Here is a 20,534-nt window from a genome sequence, read left to right as displayed (position 1 = left end):
TGCTTGACGGCTGATGCGCCGCCCTCTCAGGATTTCAGCGGTCCACCGAACCCGCTCGTCGGCAGCTTCATGCCGGTCGCACCGGCTGCCGATGCCACAGTCGTCGCGCCCTTGCCGGCGATTCCGGCAACACCCGGCAGCGCGCCCTGCAGCGCCCCGGATGCCGCGTTCGCCGCCGGCGCAGCCAGCGCCGCGAGCCCGCCTTGCCGTGCAGCCTGCACCATCCCGGCCACCTGCTTCGCCGCACCGCTCAGGCTCGAGGCCGTCTGCAACGCGGACGCCACGCCCGCACCACCCAGCGCACTTGCCGCAGCCGGCAATGCGGAACTCGCCAACCCGCCCAGCGCTGCGCCCGCACCACCGCCGCTCACAAGTCCCATCGCAGCGGTCGAAGCAGCAGGCGCGATCCCTTGCAACTGGCTCGCAAGCTGCCCCGTCGCCGCAGCCTGTGCTTCCTCGGGCGCGGACGTGACCGGCTCCGCCGGCCACTTCGCCTGTTTGAAATAGTTCGCCGGCTGATCCGACTCGCGCGGGTCCTTTCCGAACTCGACGCGCACCGCGCCGGGCGGCAACCCGCTCACAACCGTATAGCCGCTGTTGTCGAGCGCGCCTTTCTTCAGCACCGCACCGTTCACGTCTTTCACCGTGAACAACCCGCCCTTCACCGCCTCGCCGTTCACGTACTTGTGAAACAACTCCAGTTGCCCCGGCTGATCCGGCCGCGGGCTCGGCAGCGGATACCCCATGCTCGCCGGTCCCGCGAACGTGTGCGACGCGCCCTTCACATCCACCGCACCCGGCGTATGAATTTCGATGTTCCCGCCTTGAATGCGGATGTACCCGCCGCCGCTCGTCAGCAAGATCCCCTGATCGGCGGCGATTTCGATCCGGTCCGTCGCCGACACGACCTTCACCGCCTTCTGCGCGGTCACTTCAACGTTGTCCGACTGCGCCTGGATCTCCACCTTGCCTTTGCCCGCGAACAGCTTCATCCCCGCGTTCTGCACGAACAGGCTCAGCTTCTGCCCGATGCTGCCGATCAGCGACTTGCCCGCCGCAACATGCACGCTCTGCCCGCTCGCGACGTTCACATGATCGTTCGCGACCACGTGCAGCGACTGCTGCGTCGACATCCCGATTCCCGACGGGCTGCCGAACAGCATCACGGGTTCCTTGAACGCGTTCGCGCTGCCGGTGCCGCCGCCCGCCGTACGTCCGCCGGACGCGTTGCCGGACGCGCTGTCCTGCGTCGCATCGTTGAACGCGCGCATCGTGTCGTGCGCTTCCTTGAGACTTTCCGCCTGATGCTGCTCGCTCACGCCCGACATCGCCTCGACCAGGCTCTCGCCCGTCACGAGCTGCTGCTGCGCCTCCTTCACGTCGAGCGGCTGGCTGTTCGCCGCCTTCGGATGGGTCGTGACGTACAGGCCCTGGCTCGCCCGCACCGCGCCGTACGCATCCGAGCGCAGGTCGAAGCCGCTGCCGAGATACGAGCCGCGCGAATTGCCGCTCTGGTCGATGATGTAGCCGAGATGCAACAGGCTGTTCGCGCTGCTGCTCATCAGTTGCACGCGGTTCTGCCCGGTCGCGTCGTCCATCACGAGCTGGTTGTAGCCGCTACCCGAATACTCTTTCGATCGATATCCGGACAGGATCCCGTCGGTATGCCACTGCGGCTGGTTCGCGCCGTTGTACACGCGGCCGACCGCCAGCGGCCGATCGCAGTCGCCGCCGACGTAGTCGATCAGCACTTCCTCGCCGATGCGCGGCATGTGCACGCCGCCATAGCCGCTCCCCGTATCCGACTGCACGACGCGCACCCAGCACGACGCGTTCTCGTTGCCCGGGTTCAGGCGGTCCCACACGAACTGCACGCGAATTCGGTTGAGGTCATCCGTATAGACCTCTTCACCTTGCGGCCCGACGACGATCGCCGTCTCGAGATGCATCTCCGGCTTGTGATGCTCGAACGGGCTGCGATACGGCACGCTCGCGCGTTGCGCTTCCACTTCGACGAGATAGAAGCCGGTCGAGCCATCCTCGTGCGGCACGCGAAACGCAGGATCGGCACCGTAGCCTTCCTGCGCCTGCGTCAATGCCTCGCGCAGGCTGTACGGAAAGTCCGCGCTGTCGCTCGCGACGGGCAGGTTGTTCTCGATCCACCACGCCACCTCGATCGCGGCGAACTCGCGCTGATCGTCGGGGTCGCGATCGTGCTCGGGATGGTCGACCAGCGTGAAGCGTCTGCCCGCATCGATGGCGCGCACGCCACCCGCGCCATGGAAGCGCTTTGCCTGCGATTCCCATTCCTCCATCTTGACCTTCGTCAGATGGTCGCCGCGCGTCTGGTCCAGATACGTATAGGCGCCCGTGTACTCGTAGACCTCGAGCTGGTCGGGCAAGTCGCCCTGGCCGCCCATCGTCGGCAGCGACGTGCCTTTCGGGTTCGACGGCTGCGAAGGATTCTTGTAGTCGAACGTGCGCGTCGTGCGCGTCACGCTCTGCAGCGTACGCGTACCTGACCATTGCGTGAACGCGTCGGCTTCGCTCGCCGCGCCGCCGTGATAGAAGCGCACGGCCTCCGGCGACAGCGGCGCGAACGCCTGCAGATTGTCGGTGATGACGAGCGTATGCGATTTGCCGTCGTCGGCCTGCTGCCATGCGCAGTAGAGCCCTTCGTTCTCCATCAGCCGATGCACGAAATGCCAGTCGGTATCGTGCTGGCGCGTGTACGAACGGTTCGGCAGCGGCTTCGACAGCGCGAAGCGGAAATGGCCCTGCGCCTGCGGATGCTTGTTCAGCACGTCGCTGATGATCTGGTCGACGGTCGTGTCGTTCCAGAGCCGCTGATCGCGGCGGAACTTCAGGAAATGGGTGAAATCGGCGAACGCGAGCTGATAGGTCGTAAGGCCGCCGTCGGCGCCGAGCCGGCGCGCGGTATGCACGTAGCCGTTGATCGGCCGATAGCTGCGATCGGCCTGCTGGATCCACAACGTAACGGGCTGCGCGATCAGCTTTTTAAGTTCCAGATCGCTATCGGTCGACAGCACGTCGAGCGTGAACTCGTACGAGCGTCCGATGCGCGAACGGCCGACCGCGCGCTGCACGGTAAGCACGTTGGCCCCTAACGGCGTATCGAGCTTCAGCAGCCGGTCCTGCTGAAGCAACCCGCCGCGCAACGCGGCAATTGTGTTCTGCATGTTCATGACTACGGCCTTTTCTTCTTTTGACGCGCCCTCGGATGGCGCCGGCGTTTGATTCCGCTCGCGCGATTTTACAGATAAATTACGGAACGAACCTGAAATATGACCTGATTTAAAAGAACATTTCGAGTGCAATCGGAAAATATTCGAGCGGGACTGCTCACCGAATTGCTCGCCCCAATCGGAGCCGATTCCTGTCCACGCCACCGGAAGCCAGTCGCCTCTCCCCATGAAATCGATTGCAATCAGGGCCACTTCGACTTCCGGTAAGGCTCGGTTGCGAGTAGTGTCTACGTGCCCGTATTCCGGCCCAGCCGGTCCCGACCGGCGCTCTGCGCTCATTACACAACGCTGCACACTGGAGATCTACGATGAAACGTTCGACGTTCCTGTTGTCGGGCCTGCTGCTCGCGTCGGCCCTCGGCTTCACGGCCGTTGCCGCGCACGCGGAAGACCTGCTCGATTCCGTGAAGAAAGCCGGCGTGCTGCGCGTCGGCCTCGAAGGCACGTATCCGCCGTTCAACTCGCGCGGCACGTCCGGCCAGCTCGAAGGCTTCGACGTCGACGTCGCGAACGCGGTCGCCGGCAAGCTCGGGGTGAAGACGCAGTTCATCCCGACCGAATGGAGCGGCATCATCGCGGGCCTGCAGGCCGGCAAGTTCGACGTGATCGTCAACCAGGTCACGATCACGCCGCAGCGCAAGGAAGCGCTCGACTTCAGCGAACCGTACACGTACTCGGCCGCGCAGCTGATCCAGCGCAAGGACGACACGCGCAACTTCAAGTCGCTCGACGATTTCAAGGGCAAGAAGCTCGGCGTGACGCTCGGCACCAACTACGACCAGATGGCGCGCACCGTGCCGGGCATCGAGGTGCAGACGTATCCGGGCGCGCCGGAGAAGCTGCGCGATCTCGCCGCGGGCCGCATCGAGGCGACGCTCGACGACCGCCTGATGCTGCCGTACATGATCAAGACGTCGAACCTGCCGCTGCGCGCGGGGGCGGTGCTGAACGGCGGCAAGCAGGAAATGGCGATCCCGTTCCGCAAGGGCAACCCGAAGTTCGAGAAGGCGATCAACGACGCGCTCGAGTCGCTGCGCAAGGACGGCACGCTGAAGAAGATCTCGACGCACTGGTTCGGCAGCGACGTGACGGTGCCGGTCGCGCAGTAAGCGGGGCGGTGTTTCAACGCGTCACGCCCTTCGTCTCGATGAAGGCGTGACGCTTCCTTTCAGGCCGCTTCGTCGAAGCGCGCCAGCAGCATCTGGCCGATCGGCGTCAGCGCCGGGCGCACGGCCACCGCATTCACGCGCACCTGCGTAGGGTCCACCAACCGCTTCTCGACCAGCACGGCGAAAGCGGGATTCGATTGATCGACGCTGTCCGGCGCACGCGCAATGCGCAGCAGCATCGAGAATTCATGCGGGCTCAGCATGGTTCGTGTCTCCTGATCGTCCGCGATCCGGTCGGAACCGGCGTCGATCGTGTTCTCAAATGGAATGGTGCGATATATACCGCTGCGGTGCCGGGAGCGAGATCCCGGTTGTGTCTGCCGGCGACGCGGGCACGTCGTCGCCGGCAGGTTGCGCGCAGTCCCGATCAGGCGATGTCGCCGCGACGGGAACGTAACGTTAGGGGTGCACCGTGACGCTGCCGTGACAGCGAAACGGGGGCGAAACGACACGCCTTACCTGCCGCTTTCGCCCGATACGACCCGGCCGACGGCGATCCGCATCGCGTTCGCGCCCTTCACCGCGAGTCAACCGGATACGGGAAACCGCTTCCGCCGGATCCGCTCGCATGACGCATGCAGCGCACGACCACGTTCACCGCGCGCCCGAGCGTCATCCCGACGAGCACACCCCAGACCGCGAACGATAGCATCACGAAGTCGCCCGTCGCCGCCCACGGCGCGCGCACGGCGACCGCGTAATGCAGGCAGGTTTCGGCGACGAAAGTCAGCATCAGCGTGACGAGCAGGCTCGCGTCGCCCGGCAGACGCACGCGCAGGCCGGACGGCGCCGCACGGTACGCGAGCCGCCATCGGCCCGCATGCAGCCAGCCCAATGACGCACCACCGAGAACGGCCGCCAGCGCGATCGCGTTCGCCTCGATACCGGCATGCGGAAAGAGCCCGTTCAGGTTGACGATGCCGAGTACCCCGAACGCGACCGGCGAAACCAGCGGGCGGGCGGCCGGCACCTCGCGCGGGACGCAGCGCTTGATGCCGATATAGAGCAGCACACAGAACATCACGTACACGTAAGGCTTCAGGTGGAAGAGCGCGGACATGGTCGGGGGTCGCCTGATCGGAGTGGACACGGCGACACCGTACTGCGCAGGCGCGACACGCGGCAGGGCTTGCGACGAGCGGCCCGAATGCGCGGACGAGGGGCGTGTCGAGCCGATGGCCGCTCGGCGTTCCGTGCACGGCGCGAAGCCCGCGCCGCCCGGTGTCCTTCCGCCCGTCCGTTCCACTACACTCATGACGGAAACCGGCCAATCGTCTGCTGCCGAAGCGCTCCGTCGAAGCCGCGCGCCGTTCGTCGCAACGCTCGCACAGCCGGCCGATCCCGCGCTAAGGTCACGCCATCCGCGTCACGCGCCCCTTACCCGACACCATGCGAGCCACGTCCGCCCCTTCGCCGATCCCGCAGTCGCCTGCCGGCGCCATACCGAAGCGGTTGCGCGGCCCGCTCACGCTGCTCGCGTTCGCATGCTTCAACTCGGCTGTCGGGGTGGGCTTCTGGGTCGTGCATGTCGGCGAACCGCTGTTGCCGTACCTCGTCGTTGCCAACGCGATCGGGTTTTGCGCGCTGCTGTTCAGCCGCGCCGCCGACCGGCTGCTGCCGCGCAAACCGGGGCTCGCGTTGAAGGCCGTCGTGATCGCACCGGCCAGCGTGTTCGTCGGGTTCGAGATCGCGGCGGCGATCATCAGCGGGAATGTGCCGCATGCGTTCGGGCACGCCCGCATCGGAACATGGGACAACTACGGGCCGTCGTTCCTCGTGTCGGCCGTGCTGTTCGTGTGCGTGTCGCTGTTCCTGCAGTCGATGCGCATGCGCGCGACGCTCGAAACCGAGCGACGCGAAGCCGCCGAAGCCCGGCAGGCCGAGACGGCCGCACGCCTGGCGCTGTTGCAGGCGCAGATCGAACCGCATTTCCTGTTCAATACGCTCGCGAACGTGCAGAGCCTGATCGAACGCGATCCGGCCCGTGCCTCGACGATGCTCGACAGCCTGAACCGCTACCTGCGCGCCAGCCTGCGGCGCACCCGCGATACGACGTCGACGCTCGGCGAGGAACTCGAACTCGTGGACGCGCTGCTGAAGATCGCATCGATCCGGCTCGGCGAGCGGCTGTCGTACACAATCGACGTGCCGGCCGACCTGCACGCACTGCCATTCTCGCCGCTGCTGCTGCAACCGCTCGTCGAGAATGCGCTGCTGCACGGCATCGAGCCGTCGCTCGACGGGGGCGTAATCGTCATTCGCGGCAGGATGCGAGGCGGCATGCTCGAGTTGAACGTGATCGACACGGGTGTCGGCCTCGGCAAAGGCGGCTCGCGCCTGCACGGCGGCGTGGGGCTCGCCAACGTCGCCGCGCGTATCCGGACGCTGCATGGCGAACGCGGCCGCGTCGCCGTCGAAACGAATGCCGGTACCGCGCACGGCGTCACCGCGACCCTGCTGATTCCACTCGACTGACATGCCGACCGCCCTCATCGCCGACGACGAACCAAACCTGTCAGCGTCGCTCGCGCAGCGGCTGCGGCAACTCTGGCCCGAACTGGAGATCGTCGCGATGCCGCGCAACGGCGTCGAAACGCTGGCCGCGCTGAACGCGTCGCCGCGCCCGGACATCGCGTTTCTCGACATCCGGATGCCCGGCATCGACGGGTTAAAGCTCGCTGCGCTGGTGCCGGGCGTGCATGTCGTGTTCGTCACGGCCTACGACGAATATGCGGTCGATGCGTTCGATCGCTCGGCGGTCGATTACCTGCTGAAACCGGTGACGGACGATCGGCTGCTGCGCTGTATCGCAAAGCTTCAGCGTGGCGGGCCGGCCGACGCGTATGCGGACGCACTGACGCAGGCCGCGCAAGTGCGCGATGCCGCGCCGATCCGCTGGCTGACCGTCGGCGTGAAGAATGCGACGCGGCTCGTACCGGTCGACGACGTGCTGTATTTCCAGGCATCGGAGAAGTACACGGAAATTGTCACGGCCGGGGAGCGGCTCGTGATTCGCACGCCGTTGAAGGAGTTGATGCAGCGGCTCGATCCGGAGCGGTTCGCGCAAGTGCATCGCGGCGTGATCGTTGCGTATGCAGCGATCGATCGTATCGAGCGCGATCTGTTAGGGCGGTTGCGGATTCGCGTGCACGGGCAGCGGGAGATGCTGCCGGTCAGTCGCGCGTATGCGGGATTGTTCAGGCAGATGTGATGCTATCTGCCGCCATGCCGCTTACCCGACAGATGCGGCAGGGCACGATTCCGTACGGCGGCGCGCAGTTCAATTGCAGGAGTCGAGTCCGAGCACGCCCGTTCGCAGCATCACGCGTCCCTTGTCCTTGATGAACGACAGGCTGTATGCCCGAATTCGCTGCCCGGAGACGCACTGGGCATGGCTCGGGTCGATCGAGTAATTGAACTCGGAAACACACTGCCCGACTGGGAGCGCCTGCGACGTACGCACCGCATCCGGACCGTGATCATGCCCGGGATAGTACAGGTATGCCGAGTCGTGCGCGGTCTTGAACGATCCGAACACGTCCGGATGCTGGGCGAGAAACGCGGCGACGGCACGCGCCCGCGCGGGACCGCTCGCGGTCGCCGCAAGCGACTGCGACAGCTCGTTGATGTTGCCGGGCGTATTCTCGGAACGCCTGGCACACCGAAGCGCCACATGACTGAGAAGTCCGCGCAGCTCGCGCGCGACGTCGTGCGTCTGTCGCCAACCGGCGGCGTCGTCCTGGCCCCCTTCGCCGGGTCGGGCACGTTCCTCCCGCGGCGAAGAGCGCCGGCCTATCACCAGGTCGCGACCGCACGCCTGAGTGAGTTCGACACCCTGCACATTGCTGCGTGTTGATAACGGGGTAAAGCCACGCTTAAATGGCGGCGCGCCAAGTAATTCGCTCATATACGAAGGGGCCAGATGGCCCCTTCTGATGCGACGCGATGGCAATTTCGGCCGGGATGGTGGCGACCGTGGCCAAAATGAAACAATTACGCGTATCGAGGCGCTTTGGCGGCTACCGCATCCAACAACTTACGCACTGTCCATCGCTGCGCCTGCGTCCCGTTATAGGGATACGCCCAAATCACGTTGTTGCTTTGCAAACTGTCGAAATGATCGTCCATCACGAGATTCCGGTTTGCTAGCGATGTGATATATCCCGGACGCATAGTGAGGCTCCACCGCTGAGATATCGCACCGGTATAGTAATTCACGACGAGGGGCGTTTCGGCAGCGACCTTTCCTCCGGCAAAATCGATCGCCAACCTCTTTTCGCCTGGAATGTCGGTGAAATCCAGAATAAAGGCCCCGAGGGTAGCATTAAAATTCCATACGTTTAGTACCACCGGGTCGGTCAGAGAGCGTAGCTCTAACGGCGAGCCTGGACCTACAAAGCCACCCTCGCTAGAGTCAGGCTTAACTCCGATACAGCGGCTCAGGTCCGCGGTGAACTCGATTACCACGTCGCTCATGATATTTCCCCTAAGATAGCTTCGAAAATAATCAACATTGTCAACCTTAAATTCACCCTTGAAATACAAGTCCGGAGCGACCCGCGATTCAAAGGTATCGGCGAGTTACCCGTACCGGTGCTCACCTGGATATAAATTAGATGAATAGCCTCTGATGCTCAATTACACTTGATTACACACCAAAGAAAATTGAGACCGATTCAATATTCGACGCAGGCGAGGATGGAATACATAATTCCCGTGCCGCATTCCAGTTTCGTAACCCCCCGGTTGCGACCGGTGACTTGCCTGTTGTTCTTCGGCAAACGCTCATCTACTAGGTGCGGCGGGGCGCATGCTCGCCGCAGTCGTTCATCGCCGCGGAGTTCCTACCGCGAAAATGGTTGTGCCTAGCCGCTGCACAACCTCTCGCGCGTGATCTCCGCGCGCGCGGAAGGCAATCTTTCGGAGCCTCACTTCCGGAAGATTGCATGCCTTCTAATTACCACCACGGCGTACGCGTCATTGAGATCAATGGCTGCCGAGCTGGCGCGAACTTCGGTCAGCGCGAACTGATGACGAGCTGGCCGGACTTCGTGAACTGGAACACGGCGATCGACGCCGAGGACATCATTTGGGCGACCGCGCGCTCGGCATGCGCGCAAAGATCGATGAGAAACCGGCTGGCACAAGACGATCTCGAACGACGTAGTGAACGGCGTCACCGGCATCAGCCGCGACGTGGGACCTGCAAGACACGAACACCGATGCCGGCTACGCCTGTATGCCGATCTGGAATAAGGTGACGGAAACTCACGGGCACTGCTTACCTTTCGACATCTCGACATGCCTTTTGTCGTTTGTAGAACGTGCGCACTTTTGTAGAACAAAAAAAAGCGGGCCCCATCTCTGGGACCCGCTTCGGTATTGGTGCCGGCTGCAGGACTCGAACCCGCCACCTGATGATTACAAATCAACTGCTCTACCAGATGAGCTAAGCCGGCGTAAGCGCGAGATTCTACCTCATTTCACGATCTTGAGGCGAGGTCTGCTGCCGCCTTTCGAGCCGTCGCCGTCGGTTTTCGGCGGTTCGTCGGCACCTTCGGACGGCTCCTCGTTCGCGCCGCTGTCGGCGACGGGCGCCAACGGCGATACGGACTCGTCACGCTGCGCGTCATCGGCCGGCACGGCATCGTCATCGAACGCGCCCGAATCCTCGCCTTCGCCTGCGACCGCATCGACCTGGAACGCCATGCCCTGCCCGTTCTCGCGCGCATAGATCGCGAGCACGTTGGCAACCGGAATCTCGATCTTGTGCGCCTTCCCGGAGAACCGGGCCGTGAACTCGATCCACTCGTTGCCCATCTGCAACTGGCTCGTCGCCTCGAAGCTGATGTTGAGCACGATCTCGCCGTCACGCACGAACTGACGCGGCACGCGCGTCGAGTTGTCGACCCTCACCGCGATATGCGGCGTGTAACCGTTATCGGTGCACCATTCGTACAACGCGCGCAGCAGATAAGGCTTCGTTGAAATCTCTTGCATCACAATCCTCGAACCCGGAGCGGGCGCGCGGCACGCCGCGCCGCCGCTCCGTCATGCCTTCATTGCAACATTAACGACGCATGACCTTTTCGGACGGCGTCAGTGCTTCGATGTAGGCCGGGCGGCTGAAGATCCGTTCGGCATACTTCATCAGCGGCGCGGCGTTCTTCGACAGCTCGATGCCGTAGTGATCCAGGCGCCACAGCAGCGGTGCGATCGCGACGTCGAGCATCGAGAACTCTTCGCCGAGCATGTACTTGTTCTTCACGAAGATCGGCGCGAGCTGCGTCAGGCGATCGCGGATCGCGAGGCGGGCCTTCTCGTGATTCTTCTCCGCCGCCTTGCCCTTCTCGTTCTCGAGCGTGCTGACGTGGACGAACAGTTCCTTCTCGAAGTTGAGCAGGAACAGGCGCGCACGTGCGCGCTGCACCGGGTCGGCCGGCATCAGTTGCGGATGCGGGAAGCGCTCGTCGATGTACTCGTTGATGATGTTCGATTCGTACAGGATCAGGTCGCGCTCGACCAGGATCGGCACCTGACCGTACGGGTTCATCACCGAAATGTCTTCCGGCTTGTTGAACAGGTCGACGTCACGGATTTCGAAGTCCATGCCCTTCTCGAACAGCACCAGCCGGCAACGCTGGGAGAACGGGCAAGTTGTGCCGGAATACAGAACCATCATATTTGCGTTTCCTCAAAAAAGCCGAGGGCCGGCACGCGGCGAAACCCCTTTCACGGGTTCCGCCTTACGCCGGCCCCACGCCGGTCAGGCGTGTTTACTTGATATCTTTCCAGTACGCGGCATTCAGCCGCCAGGCCAGGAAAGTCAGGACACCGAGAAAGATCAGCACCCACACGCCGAGACGCTTGCGGGTCTGCTGGGCCGGCTCGGACATCCATGTCATATAGGCCACCAGGTCGGCCACCGCAGCATCGTAGTCGGGCGACGAGAGCGTGCCCGGCGTGACCTGCTGGAAGCCGACGAGCGTGTGGACCTTCTCGCCCGTCTCCTCGTCCGTCTTGTCTTCGAATTTGGCTACGCGCTGCCCCTGCAGTTGCCACAACACATGGGGCATGCCGACGTTCTCGAACACCGCGTTGTTCCAGCCGGTCGGCCGCGTATCGTCGCGATAGAAGCTCCGCAGATACGTATACAGCCAGTCGCGGCCGCGCGCGCGCTCCTCGACCGACAGGTCGGGCGGCGTGGTGCCGAGCCAGTTCTTCGCGTCGTCGGGCCGCATCGCGACGGACATCGTGTTCCCGACCTTGTCGGTCGTGAACAGGAGATTCGCTTCGATCTCCTTCTGGGATATGCCCAGATCCGTCAGACGGTTGTAGCGCATCAGGTTCGCGCTGTGGCAGTTCAGGCAATAGTTTACAAACAATTGCGCGCCATGCTGAAGCGAAACGAGATTTTCCGTGTTATCGGGCGCCCGGTCGAGCGGAAAATTACCCTCCGCCCGCACGGCCGGCGCCGCCAGCAGCGCACAGGCGGTCGCCCCGATCAGCGCGAGTGTCGAAAGCAGTTTCTTCATGTCGTTCTCTCCTCGCTCACGTTAATGGGGCTTGAAGCGCACCCGTTCCGGCGGCTGCTTGAACGTGCCAAGCGGCGTCCAGACGGGCATGCCGAGGAAGAACGCGAAGTAGATCAACGCACAGCCCTGCGCGATCAGCGTCGCCGCCGGCGATGGCGGCCGCGTGCCGAGGAACGCGAGGGTCAGGAACGCCGCGACAAAGATCCCGAGGAACACCTTGTGGAACAGCGGCCGGTAGCGGATCGACTTCACCGGGCTGCGGTCGAGCCACGGCAGGAAGAACAGCGTGATCACCGCCGAGCCCATCACCACGACGCCCCAGAACTTCGACTCCGTCAGGTACATGAACACGACGATCGCGGCGGCCAGCACCGGCAACCCGACCTTCCACTTGCCGCGCGCACGGATCAGTGCGAGCACGCCGAGCAGCACGATCACGATCATCAGCACGATCTTGAACGGGTCGGTGGTCGCCCGCAGCATCGCGTAGAACGCGGTGAAGTACCAGACCGGCGCGATCTCGGGCGGCGTCTGCAGCGGGTTCGCCGGGACGAAGTTGTTCGCCTCGAGGAAGTAGCCGCCCATCTCCGGCGAAAAGAACACGATCAGCGCGAACACCATCAGGAACACGCATACGCCAAGGAAGTCGTGAACCGAGTAGTACGGGTGGAACGGGATGCCGTCGAGCGGGATGCCCTTCTCGTCCTTCTTCGCCTTGATCTCGATGCCGTCCGGGTTATTCGACCCGACTTCGTGCAGCGCAACGAGGTGCGCGACGACGAGCCCGACCAGCACGAGCGGAATCGCGATCACATGGAACGCGAAGAAGCGGTTCAGCGTGACGTCTGATACCACGTAGTCGCCGCGAATCCACAGCGACAGGTCCGGGCCGACGAACGGGATCGCCGAGAACAGGTTCACGATCACCTGCGCGCCCCAGAACGACATCTGGCCCCACGGCAGCAGGTAGCCGAAGAACGCCTCGGCCATCAGGCACAGGAAGATCGCGCAGCCGAAAATCCACACGAGCTCGCGCGGCTTGCGGTACGACCCGTACAGCAGCCCGCGGAACATGTGCAGGTAGACGACCACGAAGAACATCGATGCACCGGTCGAGTGCATGTAGCGGATCAGCCAGCCCCACGGCACCTCGCGCATGATGTACTCGACCGACGTGAACGCGAGCGTCGAGTCGGGCTTGTAGTTCATCGTCAGGAAGATGCCCGTGACGATCTGGTTGACGAGCACCAGCAGCGCGAGGGAGCCGAAGAAGTACCAGAAGTTGAAGTTCTTCGGCGCGTAGTACTCGGATACGTGCTTCTTCCAGGTGGACGTGAGCGGGAAGCGCTGGTCGATCCAGCCGGTGAAACCTGTCGTGGAGACTTCCTTGTTGTCGGCGGCCATCACGCTTCTCCTTTCTCGTCCTTGCCGATCACGAGGGTCGTCGCCGACGTGAACATATAGGGCGGGATGTCGAGATTCTGAGGCGCCGGCTTGTTCTTGAACACACGGCCGGCGAGGTCGTAGGTCGAACCGTGGCACGGGCACAGGAAACCGCCCGGCCAATCGTCCGGCAGGTTCGGCTGCGGACCCGGCGTGAAGCGTTGGCTAGGCGTGCAGCCGAGGTGCGTACACACGGCCATCACGACGAGAATGTTCTTGCGATCGGTCCGCGCGCGATATTCGTTGGCGCAATACGCGGGCAACGGCATCGAATACGGGGATTTCGTGGTCGGATCGGCCACTTCCTTGTCGGCCTTGACCACGTCGGCCAGCATCGAATCGGTGCGATTCAGGATCCAGACGGGTTTGCCGCGCCACGGCACGGTGAACATTTCGCCGGGCTTCAGGCCGCTGATGTCGACCTCGACCGGCGCACCGGCCGCTTTCGCTTTCGCGGACGGCGCAAGCGACGCCGCGAAAGGTATGACGGTGGCTACGCCTCCTACGCCACCTGCTACGGATGTCGCAATCAGCCAGGTACGGCGGCCGCTGTCGACGCGTTTCTCTTCCTTGTCTCGCATCACACGCCCCACTTCTGAGTTGGATTTTCCGTCACGACTTTTCATTCCGCCGCTAGTTTGCGCGAATGGAGTCGTCATTTACAAGGCCCGGAGATGAAAATCCCTTCGAAGTGTTTGATAGTTAAGGGTTATCCCCCACTATCGGAGCGATTAAATCATTTCTCTTTTAAGCATTCGCTACATTGAGAAATTTCGATGCGCCGCCGCAAATCCGTCGCTCAGACCGGATTATGAATATCGATAAAAAGGTGTTCGAGATCGAATTCTTCGGACAAGTGGCGCCCCAGCGCCTGGATTCCGTAGCGCTCGGTCGCATGGTGCCCCGCCGCAACGAACGCGACACCGCTCTCCGCCGCCGTGTGCGTGGTCGACTCGGACACCTCGCCGGTCAGGAACACGTCCGCGCCGGCTTCGATCGCCGCGTCGAAATAGCTCTGCGCGGCGCCCGTGCACCACGCGATGCGGCGCAGCTGCGTGTCCGCATCGCCGAGCACGAGCGGCGTACGGCCGAGCGTGCGCTCGACCTTCGCGACGAAGTGCTCGAGCGTGACGGGCATCGGCAGCGTCGCCATCCAGCCCAGGTCGCCTTCGCCGAAACGCTGCTCGCCGATCAGGCCGAGCTTTTCGCCGAGCTGCGCGTTGTTGCCGAACTGGGGATGCGCGTCCAGCGGCAGGTGAAACGCGAACAGGTTCAGGTCGTTCGCGAGCAGCAGCTTAAGACGCTGATACTTGCGGCCGGTGATCTGCGGCGCCTCGTTACGCCAGAAATAGCCGTGATGGACGAGCACGGCATCCGCCCCCCATTCGAGCGCGGCTTCGAGAAACGCGACCGACGCCGTCACGCCGGTGGCGATCTTCTCGATCTTGCGGCGCCCTTCGACCTGGAGGCCGTTCGGGCAATAGTCCTTGAAGCGCACGGTTTCAAGGGTATTGTTCAAGTACAATTCAAGTTCGATCCGATCCATATAAACCTCTAATCCATTCAGATGCTTAGACGCTTCTGGCTGTTCTTCGCGCAGGCGGTGACCGTACTGCTCGCGCTGATGTTCATCGTCGTGACGCTCAAGCCGCAATGGCTGCAACGGCAAGGACAGCTCGGCAAGCAGCTCGCGACGCCGATCGTCGCGCTGCGCGAAGTCGCGCCGGGCATCGGCGGCGCACCGGCGACCACGTCGTATGCCGAAGCCGCGCAGAAGGCGATGCCGGCCGTCGTCAACGTGTTCTCCAGCAAGGACGGCTCGCTGCCGCCCGACCCGCGCGCAAAGGATCCGCTGTTCCGTTACTTCTTCGGCGACCGCAACGCCCGCAAGCAGCAGGACGAGCCGGCCGCCAACCTCGGCTCCGGCGTTATCGTGAGCCCTGAAGGTTACATTCTAACGAACCAGCACGTCGTGGACGGCGCCGACCAGATCGAAGTCGCGCTCGCCGACGGCCGCACGGCCACCGCGAAGGTGATCGGCAGCGATCCCGAAACCGATCTCGCGGTGCTGAAGATCAACATGACGAACCTGCCGACGATCACGCTCGGCCGCTCCGACCAGTCGCGCGTCGGCGACGTCGTGCTCGCGATCGGCAACCCGTTCGGCGTCGGCCAGACGGTGACGATGGGCATCATCAGCGCGCTCGGCCGCAACCACCTCGGCATCAACACGTTCGAGAACTTCATCCAGACCGACGCGCCGATCAACCCCGGCAACTCCGGCGGCGCGCTGGTCGACGTGAACGGCAACCTGCTCGGCATCAACACGGCGATCTACTCGCGCTCGGGCGGCTCGCTCGGCATCGGTTTCGCGATTCCGGTCTCGACCGCGCGCACGGTGCTCGAAAGCATCATCACGACGGGTTCGGTCACGCGCGGCTGGATCGGCGTCGAGCCGCAGGACGTCACGCCGGAAATCGCCGAGTCGTTCGGGCTCCAGCAGAAATCGGGCGCGATCGTCGCGGGCGTGCTGCAGGGCGGCCCGGCCGACAAGGCCGGCATCAAGCCGGGCGACATCCTGGTGAGCGTCAACGGCGAGGACATCACCGACACGACGAAGCTGCTGAACGTCGTCGCGCAAATCAAGCCGGGCACGCCGACCAAGGTGCACGTCGTGCGCAAGGGCAAGCAGTTCGACGTGAACGTCGTGATCGGCAAGCGTCCGCCGCCGCCGAAGCAGACGCTCGACGAGCAGGACAGCGACAGCGAATGAGGCGCGGCGGGCGGCGCACCGCCTGCCGGTCGCGACGCAACGCAACGCGATGCGGAAATGAAACAGGGCAGCCGATTGGCTGCCCTGTTGCTTTGCTTCAAGCGATGTCTGATGCCGGGAAGGTGGCTTTGCCACGCGCCGGCCGGCCCACCGCGGTACCGGGCCAATCCGGCCTGGCCCGGAAAGCCGCCCGGCGCCGCGCCGTCAACCCGCGGCTTCGCCGTTCCCCGCCTCGCCTTCTTCTACCGGCTTCTTCGGCACGAAGAACCGCGCGGCCAGCAGCCCGATCTCGAACAGCACGACCAGCGGCAGCGCCAGCATCAATTGCGAGAACACGTCCGGCGGGGTGACGACCGCCGCGACCACGAATGCGCCGACGATCACGTACGGGCGCATCTCCTTCAGCTTCTTCAGCGACAGCACGCCCATCCGGACGAGCAGCACGACGACGATCGGCACCTCGAACGTGACGCCGAACGCGATGAACATCCCGAGCACGAAGCTCAGGTAGTTGTCGATGTCGGTCGTCATCTCGGCCCCGAGCGGCGCGTTGTAGTGCGCCATCACGCGGAAGATCGTCGGGAACACGAGGAAGTACGCGAACGCCATCCCGCACAGGAACAGCACGTAGCTACTGCCGACGAGCGGCGTGACGAGCTTCTTCTCGTGCTGGTACAGCCCCGGCGCGACGAACGCCCAGATCTGGTACAGCACGATCGGCAGCGCGATCACGAGCGCGACGAGCATCGTGACCTTCATCGGCACGAAGAACGAGCCGGTGACGTCGGTGACGATCATCTTGCCGTCTTTCGGCAGGTTCTCCATCAACGGCCGCGCGAGCAGCCTGAAGATGTCGGGCGCCCAGTAGACGAGCCCGAGGAACACGACGATCACGGCCAGCCCCGCGCGAATGATGCGATCGCGGAGCTCGACGAGATGGGAAATGAAGGTTTCTTCCGGGGCGTCGCCCGGGTTCTGCTGGGGGTCGCTCACACCGGCCCTCGGTAGGATTGACGAGCGAGCATGCGCTCGGCTCAGAAGAAGCGCGTCGGCCGGCGCAGGCTGGCCGGCTGGTGGCGCGCGACACGCGCGGCGCCCGACTGCACGTGCGTGCGGCGGGTCGTCGCGCGCTTGTACCAGACAGGCGTCGCCGCCTGCTTGATGCGCCAGTTGCGACGCTTCGGCGCGGGCGCGGCCGAACTGCCGCCGCGCCACGACGGCGCCGCCGGCGTATCGGAACCGTACGATCCGGCATCGCCGGAAGCCTCGTTAAGGCCCCCGACCGCGGAATGCCACGTGTCGTTCAGGTCCTTCTCGTGCTCGCGCAGGTTGTCGTGAATCGTCGTCTCGACATTGCGCGCGGCCGATTCGAAATCGGTCTTCATCGTCCGCAGGGCGTCGAGTTCGATTTCGCGCGAGACCTCGGCCTTCACGTCGTTGATGTACCGCTGCGCGCGGCCGAACAGTGCGCCTGCCGTACGCGCGACGCGCGGCAGGCGCTCGGGGCCGAGCACCACGAGCGCGACGACGCCGATCAGCGCCATCTTCGAAAGACCGAGATCCAGCATCGCGAATGCCTGTCAGCGTACCGGCGTTACGCCTTGTTCGAATCGGAACGCGTCGTTTCCTTCGCGTTGACGTCGACCGTACCCGTACGCGGCAGTTGCTGCGCGTCCGCCGGCGTTTCGCCTTCCTTCATGCCGTCCTTGAAACCCTTCACGGCGCTGCCGAGGTCGTTGCCGATGTTGCGCAGCTTCTTCGTACCGAAAACCAGCGCGACGATCAGCAGCACGATCAGCCAGTGCCAAATGCTCAATCCACCCATGATGAAACCTCTCCTCAACCACGCCGCCATGCGGCGCAAATCGCCGGCAACGCGCCGGCTTCGACCATCGGATGCGGGGAAACGCCCCGCGCCGTCAACCCATCCGCTGCCACGGGCGCGGGCCGGCCAGGATATGCGCGTGCAGGTGGTAGACCTCCTGCCCGCCGCCCGGTCCCGTGTTGATCACCGTGCGAAAACCGGTTTCGCCGCCCGTATACGCGACCCCGAGCTGGTCGGCCAGACGCGCGACGAGCAGCATCAGCCGGCCGAGCATCGGCGCATCGGCCTCACTCGCCGCCGACAGCGTCGGCAGGTGCCGGCGCGGAATCACGAGCACGTGCGTGTCGGCCGCCGGGCGGATGTCGCGGAACGCGACGAATTCGTCGTCCTCGTGCACCTTCGTGCTCGGGATCTCGCCTGCCGCGATCTTGCAGAACAGGCAATTCGGATCGTGACTCATGTTGCTCCTGCAAACGCCCGCGCGCGGCCGGTCAGAACCACGCCTGCGGATCGAGCGTCTTGTTGTCGTTCAGGTACAGCCAACCCTTGATGATACGGTACAGCGTCCAAATCCATGTGACAAACATCACGACGAATCCGATCGCGACGAACATCAGCGCGAACCCGATCGCGTAGGCGATCAGCGCGCGCCAGAACGTGCGGATCTGCCACTCGAAGTGATCGGCGTACGGCGTGCCGGCCACGTCGCCGCGCTTCACGTAGTTGATGATGATCGCGATGATGCCCGTGACGCCGCCCGTCAGCCAGTGAATCGCATAGAGGCCGTACAGCACGTGGGTCAGCGTGCGCAGCCCGTTCAGGCGTTCGGCATCCGCTGCTCCCGGCACCGCCGGCGTCGGAAACTGGTTCGACGTATCGTTCATGATGCTACCCCCGTTAGATGACAATTCTTACAGCTTACCGCACTGTTGCCACCGCGGCGGGGCCTGCGTGTCACCCGCCGTTTTCCTCGCGCTCGCGGCGCTTGCGCAGCGCTTTTTCCTCGATGCCCGACAAGCCTTCGCGGCGCTCGAGTTCGGCGATCACGTCGGCCGGGCTCAGGTCGAAATGCGACAGCATCACGAGGCAGTGGAACCACAGGTCGGCCACCTCGCCGACGAGCGCGCCCGGCGCGCCGCCCTGGCGCACGTCCTTCGCGGCCAGCACGACTTCCGTCGCCTCTTCGCCGATCTTCTTCAGCACCGCGTCGTCGCCCTTGTGAAACAGGCGCGACACGTACGATTGATCGGGATCGCCGCCCTTGCGGCTATCGATCACGGCCGCGAGGCGCAGCAGCGTGTCTTCGGTCGATTGCGTCATTTGTAGATGTGTTCGGGGTCTTTCAGCACCGGCTCGACCGCGACCCAGTCGCCGCTGTCCACGGTACCTTCGAATTTCTGGAAGAAGCACGAATGCCGGCCGGTGTGGCACGCGATGCCCGACACCTGCTCGACCTTCAGCAGCACGACGTCCTCGTCGCAGTCGAGCCGCACCTCGTGCACGTGCTGCACGTGGCCCGACTCCTCGCCCTTGAACCACAGGCGCTTGCGCGAACGCGAATAATAGACCGCGCGCTGCGTCTCGATCGTCTTCGCGAGCGCCTCGCGGTTCATCCACGCGAACATCAGCACGTCGTTCGTCGACGCTTCCTGCGCGATCACCGGCACGAGGCCGTTGTCGTCCCAGCGGACCTTGTCGAGCCACGCGGGCAGGGATTTCGTTTCCGTATTCATCACAGCCTCACCGGGATGCCCTGGTCGGACATGAAGCGCTTCGCCTCGCCGACCGTGTGCTCGCCGTAGTGGAAGATGCTCGCGGCCAGCACCGCGTCGGCGCGGCCGTCCTTGATGCCGTCCGCGAGATCCTGCAGGCAGCCGACGCCGCCCGAGGCGATCACCGGCACCGGCACCGCGTCCGACACGCCGCGCGTGAGTGCGAGGTCGAAGCCCGACTTCGTGCCGTCGCGGTCCATGCTCGTGAGCAGGATCTCGCCCGCGCCGAGCTCGGCCATCTTGCGCGCCCATTCGATCGCATCGAGGCCCGTGTTCTTGCGGCCGCCGTGCGTGAACACTTCCCAGCGCGGCGTCTCGCCGTCGGCCGATACGCGCTTCGCGTCGATCGCGACGACGATGCACTGCGAGCCGTACTTGTCGGCTGCGTCGCGCACGAGCTGCGGATTCGCGACCGCCGACGAATTCATGCTGACCTTGTCCGCGCCCGCGTTCAGCAGGCGCCGTACGTCCTCGACGGCGCGCACGCCGCCGCCGACGGTCAGCGGAATGAACACCTGCGACGCGACGGCCTCGATGATCGGCAGGATCAGGTCGCGCTGGTCGGACGTCGCGGTGATGTCGAGGAAAGTCAGTTCGTCGGCGCCCTGGTCATCGTAGCGGCGGGCGATTTCGACGGGGTCGCCGGCGTCGCGCAGCTCGACGAAATTGACGCCCTTGACGACACGCCCGGCGGTCACGTCCAGGCAGGGGATGATGCGTTTAGCTAGAGCCATGATGTTGCGCCAAATGC

The 20,534-nt window shown here is 64.2% G+C and carries 23 protein-coding genes, 1 tRNA gene and 1 pseudogene; 5 read left to right on the top strand and 20 right to left on the bottom strand.

The genetic code is table 11. From position 1 onward, the window contains the following. Window positions 1-26: 26 nt before the first annotated feature. Window positions 27-3,206 carry a type VI secretion system Vgr family protein gene (gene tssI, locus CFB46_RS06055; RefSeq protein ID WP_089499506.1) on the bottom strand — a complete coding sequence of 1,060 codons (3,180 nt, stop codon included), beginning with the start codon at window positions 3,204-3,206 and terminating at the stop codon, window positions 27-29. Between the two features lie 368 nt (window positions 3,207-3,574). Between tssI and CFB46_RS06050 the strand changes: the two genes are divergently transcribed. Continuing rightward, window positions 3,575-4,375: a transporter substrate-binding domain-containing protein gene (locus CFB46_RS06050; RefSeq protein ID WP_089499505.1), complete on the top strand. Its 801-nt coding sequence runs from the start codon at window positions 3,575-3,577 to the stop codon at window positions 4,373-4,375. Between the two features lie 59 nt (window positions 4,376-4,434). Here the strand turns inward: CFB46_RS06050 and CFB46_RS06045 are convergent, their stop codons facing one another. Both CFB46_RS06045 and CFB46_RS06040 read right to left on the bottom strand, forming a co-directional pair. After that, window positions 4,435-4,638 carry a hypothetical protein gene (locus CFB46_RS06045; protein WP_027783368.1) on the bottom strand — a complete coding sequence of 68 codons (204 nt, stop codon included), beginning with the start codon at window positions 4,636-4,638 and terminating at the stop codon, window positions 4,435-4,437. A gap of 314 nt (window positions 4,639-4,952) precedes the next feature. Beyond that, window positions 4,953-5,495: a hypothetical protein gene (locus tag CFB46_RS06040; protein ID WP_089499504.1), complete on the bottom strand. Its 543-nt coding sequence runs from the start codon at window positions 5,493-5,495 to the stop codon at window positions 4,953-4,955. A gap of 329 nt (window positions 5,496-5,824) precedes the next feature. Between CFB46_RS06040 and CFB46_RS06035 the strand changes: the two genes are divergently transcribed. Both CFB46_RS06035 and CFB46_RS06030 read left to right on the top strand, forming a co-directional pair. Beyond that, on the top strand, window positions 5,825-6,910 hold the full coding sequence (locus CFB46_RS06035; RefSeq protein ID WP_089499503.1) for a sensor histidine kinase: 1,086 nt from the start codon (window positions 5,825-5,827) through the stop codon (window positions 6,908-6,910). A gap of 1 nt (window position 6,911) precedes the next feature. Continuing rightward, the gene (locus tag CFB46_RS06030) at window positions 6,912-7,646 is read left to right on the top strand and encodes a LytR/AlgR family response regulator transcription factor (protein ID WP_089499502.1); all 735 of its coding nucleotides are present in this window, start codon (window positions 6,912-6,914) and stop codon (window positions 7,644-7,646) included. Between the two features lie 69 nt (window positions 7,647-7,715). On the opposite strand, the gene CFB46_RS36840 is transcribed toward CFB46_RS06030, so the two are convergent. After that, entirely contained in the window at window positions 7,716-8,342 is a 627-nt protein-coding gene (locus CFB46_RS36840) for a hypothetical protein (RefSeq protein WP_373558181.1), read from the bottom strand. Between the two features lie 86 nt (window positions 8,343-8,428). Then, on the bottom strand, window positions 8,429-8,911 hold the full coding sequence (locus CFB46_RS06015; protein ID WP_089499501.1) for an RICIN domain-containing protein: 483 nt from the start codon (window positions 8,909-8,911) through the stop codon (window positions 8,429-8,431). Window positions 8,912-9,441: 530 nt separating this feature from the next. Between CFB46_RS06015 and CFB46_RS06010 the strand changes: the two are divergent. Beyond that, window positions 9,442-9,668: pseudogene (locus CFB46_RS06010) on the top strand (phage tail protein); the annotation flags it as partial. A 150-nt stretch (window positions 9,669-9,818) separates the two neighbouring features. Here CFB46_RS06010 and CFB46_RS06005 read toward each other — a convergent pair. From CFB46_RS06005 to CFB46_RS05975, 7 genes are all read right to left on the bottom strand, one after another. Further along, a tRNA-Thr gene (locus tag CFB46_RS06005) sits at window positions 9,819-9,894 on the bottom strand. Between the two features lie 19 nt (window positions 9,895-9,913). Beyond that, a complete protein-coding gene (locus CFB46_RS06000; RefSeq protein WP_027809263.1) occupies window positions 9,914-10,435 on the bottom strand; it encodes a ClpXP protease specificity-enhancing factor in 522 nt (173 codons plus the stop codon). A 70-nt stretch (window positions 10,436-10,505) separates the two neighbouring features. Further along, complete coding sequence (locus tag CFB46_RS05995) at window positions 10,506-11,117, bottom strand: glutathione S-transferase N-terminal domain-containing protein (protein ID WP_006400565.1); 612 nt, start codon at window positions 11,115-11,117, stop codon at window positions 10,506-10,508. Window positions 11,118-11,211: 94 nt separating this feature from the next. Continuing rightward, on the bottom strand, window positions 11,212-11,970 hold the full coding sequence (locus CFB46_RS05990) for a cytochrome c1 (protein ID WP_089499500.1): 759 nt from the start codon (window positions 11,968-11,970) through the stop codon (window positions 11,212-11,214). 21 nt (window positions 11,971-11,991) lie between these two features. After that, window positions 11,992-13,374 (bottom strand): cytochrome b, encoded by a 1,383-nt coding sequence (locus CFB46_RS05985; RefSeq protein WP_089499499.1) that lies wholly within the window; start codon window positions 13,372-13,374, stop codon window positions 11,992-11,994. Further along, window positions 13,374-13,994 carry a ubiquinol-cytochrome c reductase iron-sulfur subunit gene (gene petA, locus CFB46_RS05980; protein WP_027783364.1) on the bottom strand — a complete coding sequence of 207 codons (621 nt, stop codon included), beginning with the start codon at window positions 13,992-13,994 and terminating at the stop codon, window positions 13,374-13,376. Before petA ends, CFB46_RS05985 begins: the two co-directional genes overlap by 1 nt. Window positions 13,995-14,212: 218 nt before the next feature. Next, window positions 14,213-14,959, bottom strand: coding sequence for a Nif3-like dinuclear metal center hexameric protein (locus tag CFB46_RS05975; RefSeq protein WP_089499498.1), 747 nt, complete (start codon window positions 14,957-14,959; stop codon window positions 14,213-14,215). Between the two features lie 21 nt (window positions 14,960-14,980). Here CFB46_RS05975 and CFB46_RS05970 point away from each other — a divergent pair, with 21 nt between their 5' ends. Further along, window positions 14,981-16,186, top strand: a complete 1,206-nt coding sequence (locus tag CFB46_RS05970) for a Do family serine endopeptidase (protein ID WP_006494427.1) — start codon at window positions 14,981-14,983, stop codon at window positions 16,184-16,186. A gap of 204 nt (window positions 16,187-16,390) precedes the next feature. On the opposite strand, the gene tatC is transcribed toward CFB46_RS05970, so the two are convergent. The 8 genes from tatC to hisF form a co-directional block, all read right to left on the bottom strand. Continuing rightward, window positions 16,391-17,179, bottom strand: coding sequence for a twin-arginine translocase subunit TatC (gene tatC, locus CFB46_RS05965; protein ID WP_027783362.1), 789 nt, complete (start codon window positions 17,177-17,179; stop codon window positions 16,391-16,393). A 41-nt stretch (window positions 17,180-17,220) separates the two neighbouring features. After that, window positions 17,221-17,754, bottom strand: coding sequence for a Sec-independent protein translocase protein TatB (tatB, locus tag CFB46_RS05960; RefSeq protein WP_089499497.1), 534 nt, complete (start codon window positions 17,752-17,754; stop codon window positions 17,221-17,223). A 26-nt stretch (window positions 17,755-17,780) separates the two neighbouring features. Further along, window positions 17,781-18,011, bottom strand: coding sequence for a Sec-independent protein translocase subunit TatA (gene tatA / locus CFB46_RS05955; RefSeq protein WP_006751795.1), 231 nt, complete (start codon window positions 18,009-18,011; stop codon window positions 17,781-17,783). Window positions 18,012-18,105: 94 nt separating this feature from the next. Beyond that, window positions 18,106-18,471 (bottom strand): histidine triad nucleotide-binding protein, encoded by a 366-nt coding sequence (locus CFB46_RS05950; RefSeq protein WP_011546602.1) that lies wholly within the window; start codon window positions 18,469-18,471, stop codon window positions 18,106-18,108. A gap of 31 nt (window positions 18,472-18,502) precedes the next feature. After that, window positions 18,503-18,895 carry a DUF4870 family protein gene (locus CFB46_RS05945; RefSeq protein WP_089499496.1) on the bottom strand — a complete coding sequence of 131 codons (393 nt, stop codon included), beginning with the start codon at window positions 18,893-18,895 and terminating at the stop codon, window positions 18,503-18,505. 70 nt (window positions 18,896-18,965) lie between these two features. Beyond that, on the bottom strand, window positions 18,966-19,331 hold the full coding sequence (locus tag CFB46_RS05940; RefSeq protein ID WP_027783358.1) for a phosphoribosyl-ATP diphosphatase: 366 nt from the start codon (window positions 19,329-19,331) through the stop codon (window positions 18,966-18,968). Beyond that, window positions 19,328-19,744: a phosphoribosyl-AMP cyclohydrolase gene (gene hisI / locus CFB46_RS05935; RefSeq protein WP_027783357.1), complete on the bottom strand. Its 417-nt coding sequence runs from the start codon at window positions 19,742-19,744 to the stop codon at window positions 19,328-19,330. The genes CFB46_RS05940 and hisI overlap by 4 nt, the downstream gene beginning before the upstream one ends. After that, a complete protein-coding gene (hisF, locus tag CFB46_RS05930; RefSeq protein ID WP_014898302.1) occupies window positions 19,744-20,517 on the bottom strand; it encodes an imidazole glycerol phosphate synthase subunit HisF in 774 nt (257 codons plus the stop codon). The genes hisI and hisF overlap by 1 nt, the downstream gene beginning before the upstream one ends. Between the last annotated feature and the right edge of the window lie 17 nt (window positions 20,518-20,534).

It is taken from the genome of Burkholderia sp. HI2761, from assembly GCF_002223355.1.
Lineage (GTDB): Bacteria > Pseudomonadota > Gammaproteobacteria > Burkholderiales > Burkholderiaceae > Burkholderia.
The sequence above is the reverse complement of the archived record's forward strand: the minus strand, read 5'-3'. Positions and strand labels throughout refer to the sequence as shown.